This is a genomic window from Bradyrhizobium sp. (assembly GCF_035701725.1).
Lineage (GTDB): Bacteria > Pseudomonadota > Alphaproteobacteria > Rhizobiales > Xanthobacteraceae > Bradyrhizobium.
This window is the reverse complement of record NZ_DASSRP010000151.1, coordinates 1-4,117: the sequence shown is the minus strand read 5'-3', so window position 1 is coordinate 4,117 and position 4,117 is coordinate 1. Positions and strand designations below refer to the sequence as shown.

Sequence of the window (4,117 nt, the reverse complement as noted above, 5' to 3'; positions counted from 1 at the left end):
CGGCTGCGCGCGGCGCCACCCTGACCTCAGGTCGGGACGAAGAAACGGCCTCTGCGATCGAACAAACAAACTTTGCCCGCTACCGGATCTTTTTGCAGAACTTCCCGGACACAACTCGTCTCGCGCCGAACCTTGGGGCATCAATGAACGGCTGGAATGGGGCACTTTGACCCGTTCCCGCCGCCTTGGCTGAACGTCCGGTGTCCGTTCAGTCAGCCGACTTCCGCCGGAGCGAGCGGGAACGGGAAGGATGCGCCGATTCCGGGCGTTGGCGGCACCAGCATGAAGCCCTAAGGTTCGGCCGCGGCCTGCGGCTCGGTGCCGAAGCCGGCGGGGAGGTGCATGAATTTTCGTCCATGACCTCCAGCCAACCGCTCTCAACTAGCGGCGGCGGACGTCCGATCTTCAGGCGTTCCTGCGCTCATTGAGACCCCACCTGATGCGCCCGCAAGCCAGGCAGCATGCGCCACAACAAGCTGTCGCGCAGCAGAAAATGGTGGAACATCGCTGCCGCGGCATGGCCTCCTGCCAGGATTACGATGGTCCAGCCAACCCAGTTGTGGGCCTCGGCCACGAGTTCATGCGCAGGCTTGGAAAACTGAGCGAACGGGGGCGGTATCAAAAGCTTGAAGAAGCTCATCGCCTCATTGCCCGACCAGCGAAGGACAAAGCCCAGCGCTGCCTGCACCACAAGCAGACCGTAGAGTAGATAATGGACTCCCTTGGCGGCGAATTCCACCCAGCCTCTCACTGCATCACGGACGCGATGCCCGGGGGTTAGGCGCCAGGCAATGCGGATCAACACGACCGCGGTCAGCAGGATGCCGAACGACATGTGCGCCACGATCATCGAGGAATGCAGAGAATGGGCGACAAATCCCCAAAACTCGGCTAACAGGAACTGCGTTACGACCAAGAAGGCGGTCACCCAATGCAGCGTCATGGAAAAGGATCATAACGAACGCGGTCGCCGCCCGCGGCTATCCGCGTCGCCTCCGCGGTGAACTTCATTGTCATGCCAATATAGATGGATGCTGAGCTAGGCCGCCGGGTCAATAGGTAGTTTACGTCCTCAGTTTCTGTTATTATACGTTCGTGTAAACAAACCCCACACTTCGTTCTAGTGGCAATCGCGTCGCAAGGTGCCAATCTCATTGTGCATCGCCGTGCGATATCGGGCGATCAGGCTCGCTCCCGCACCGCCGATCGAGGTTTATTGAGCCGACAGCGCAGAGCCGAAGATGCCGCGGCCCGAGCACCTTGATGTAGTGATGGTCCCGAGCCGAGAAGGCGGAAAGTCCGCCGCGCGTCTAGACTGGAGCAACCGCGGATCCTGATCAGTTTCAGTTCGACAAAGGGGAGGGGACTATTAATGAAAAACAAGTCAATTTTGCGATCCGCGCTGGCTGGGGTCATCGTGCTCAGTTATGTGGCGGCGGCACAACGAGCGCCGGCCCAGTCCGTCACCCCGCCGCAGCTTTGCTCGGCGCAGATCGACATCATGACCCTTCTTCCGGGTGGGGCAAAGGAAGATCCAGATGTCGCACGCGTCAACGCCGAAATCGACAGGGTCTTCGCCGGGGCGCTCAGGCAAGCACAACACCCGATGTCTCTCGACCCCTATCATCAATTGGCCCTCCTCGGGACGCTTGCTCTTTACGACAAGAATCTTTCGGTCGCCAAAAATCTTGCCTGCGTCTCGTGTCACACCCCGGAAACGGGTTTTACCGGCGGCGTGTCGCTCTGGAATAAAACGATCGTGGCCCAGCCGGGCTCGGTGGCCGACACCATTGCCGCGCGCCCAGCGCCCAACTTCCGGATATCCGCCCGCAAACCGCAGAGCTATGGCTATGCTCCGCTGGCGCCGGTGCTCGAATATAACGCCGCGCAGCATGTGTTTGTTGGCGGCAACTTTTGGGACATGCGGGCGACCGGATTACGGCTGGGCAACCCGGCCGCAGCGCAAGCAGAAGGTCCGCCCGTGAACCCGCTGGAAATGGCCCTTCCCGATACGGCTTGCGTGGTCTATCGCCTGTCGCAAAGCGGGTACAGGCGGTTCTTCGAGCAGGTCTGGGGAGCGCAGTCATTTGCGATAAGATGGCCGGCAAATGTCGAGAAGGTTTGTTCAATCCCTGCTCCGCCGCCGGCCAATGATCCGCTTCCGGTCCACCTCAGCGCCGTCGATCGCGGAACATCCAACTCAACCTTTGATCATTTCGCGTTGTCGATCGCTGCGGACGAAAGCTCCGCCGATGTGAGCCCCTTTTCATCGAGGTTCGACTATGCCCTGGCGCACCCGCAAGGGAAGGTCTTGAGCAGCGAAGAATTTGCCGGCTGGCAGCTCTTCCGCGGCAAAGGCAAATGCAACACGTGCCACCTCGATGGAACCGAGAGCGTGTCAGCGGCGAGCGAGAAACGAACGCCCACATCTCCCGATAAACTCCTCGCGGCAGAGCAAGACCCAACGCCTCTCTTTACAGAGTTCCAGGCCCATAATCTCGGAATCCCCGCCAATCCTGCGCTTCCCTTTGATTGTGAAACTAAGCCGGACCAACACGGCTATGTCGCCAACCCGCTCGGGACAGGTTTTGTCGACCAGGGCGCCGGCGCCTTTCTTGCGGGCGCTCTGAACCCGAACAAGCAATGGGCGCAATATGCTCCGAAGTTCGACGGAACGTTCCAGACACCAACCTTACGCAACGTCGACTTGCGGCCGCGCCCCGATTTCGTCAAAGCCTATATGCACAACGGCTATTTCAAGAGCCTTAAGGAGGTGGTGCATTTCTACAACACTCGGGACGTGCTGCCGAAATGCACGAATCCGCTCGATCCGCGCGCCGGTACGGGCTGCTGGCCCGCGCCCGAAGTGAGTGCCAACGAAAGCAAGACTATTGGAAATCTTGGTCTGAGCGATCAGGAAGAGAATTCCATCGTCGCGTTTATGAAAACGCTGACCGATGGCTACATCCATGTAACGGCACCGGGAGACTCGATCGGAGCCTCTGTCGGCTCAATGTCAACTGCCCGCTCACCTTGAAGGCGCAGTGTAAGAACCGCATTTGGGCCGCGCACTCGCCCGGTGATGCGGCACGCCGAGGATGAGAAGATCTCCCTGTCTAGGCAAGGCAGGTTCGCTAAATGTTCTTGAGGTCGGCCTCGCCTCAGAGTAGCGTAGCACCGGTCAACGGATAGGGGATCGGATGGCGGGGCTTCTGGAGTTTGCGGCGCGCTTTGCGACGGAGGAGCGGTGCATCGAGCATCTGGCGGGGCTGCGCTGGCCGCGCGGGTTTTCCTGTGCCGGGTGCGGCGGACGGCGGGCTTGGCGGCTCCAGGCGCGGCCGCGGGTCTACGAGTGCGCCATCTGCCACCGGCAGGAATCGGTGACGGCCGGGACGGTGTTCCATCGCACCCGCACCGATCTCGCGAAGTGGTTTCTCGCCGCCTACCTGATGAGCCGCGACAAGCGCGGCGTCTCGGCCAAGTTTCTGCGGCGCGAGCTTGGCGTGGCCTACCAGACCGCCTGGACCATAGCGCACAAGCTGCGCCACGGGCTGAGCGAGGATCCGGCCCGTCCGCTGCACGGCTTTCTCGAAGCCGACGAGACCTTCATCGGCGGCCGCGGCGATCCCGCCAGTCCCGGCCGCAGCACCAAGAACCGCGACAAGAGCCTGGTCGTCGCCGCTGTCGAAAAGGTGCCGGCGCCAAAGAACCGCAGAGGAAAGCACGGGCATGCCATCAAGCGTCAGCACGGCTTTTTTGCCGGCGACGCCCGCATCGCGGTGTTGCCGAGCGCGACGGGAGCTGAACTGGGCGCCTTTCTCAAGGCCAACGTCGCGGCCCAATCCCATCTGCTGACCGACGGGTTTGCCGGCTATCGCGGCGGCGCCGATCTCGGCGGGCATTTGAAGCACACGCCGGTCGTTCAGGACGAACCCGCCAATGCCGGCGCCTTCTTCCCGATCATCCATACCCTGTTCGGCAATATCAAAGCCTGGCTCGTCGGCACTCATCACGGGGTCAGCGCCAAGCACCTGCCGCGCTATCTGCGGGAATGGTCCTACCGCTTTAATCGCCGCAACCTGCCCGACGGCCTGGATGGCTATCTGATCCGCCGCGC

Annotated in this window: 3 protein-coding genes; 2 read left to right on the top strand and 1 reads right to left on the bottom strand. The window is 61.5% G+C overall.

The genetic code is table 11. The annotated features are described in order from the left end of the window. Positions 1-421 precede the first annotated feature (421 nt). Positions 422-943: a cytochrome b gene (locus VFL62_RS08650; RefSeq protein WP_325171956.1), complete on the bottom strand. Its 522-nt coding sequence runs from the start codon at positions 941-943 to the stop codon at positions 422-424. 429 nt (positions 944-1,372) lie between these two features. Here VFL62_RS08650 and VFL62_RS08645 point away from each other — a divergent pair, with 429 nt between their 5' ends. Together VFL62_RS08645 and VFL62_RS08640 are read left to right on the top strand one after the other, a co-directional pair. After that, complete coding sequence (locus VFL62_RS08645) at positions 1,373-3,037, top strand: cytochrome-c peroxidase (RefSeq protein WP_325171955.1); 1,665 nt, start codon at positions 1,373-1,375, stop codon at positions 3,035-3,037. 163 nt (positions 3,038-3,200) lie between these two features. Continuing rightward, on the top strand, positions 3,201-4,117 hold a 917-nt coding region (locus VFL62_RS08640), incomplete at its 3' end, for an IS1595 family transposase (RefSeq protein WP_325171954.1).

Bases quoted from the DNA above. Each gene is read 5' to 3' on its own strand.
- VFL62_RS08645 (WP_325171955.1), top strand. From the start codon at position 1,373: ATGAAAAACAAGTCAATTTTGCGATCCGCGCTGGCTGGGGTCATCGTG.
- VFL62_RS08650 (WP_325171956.1), bottom strand. From the start codon at position 943: ATGACGCTGCATTGGGTGACCGCCTTCTTGGTCGTAACGCAGTTCCTG.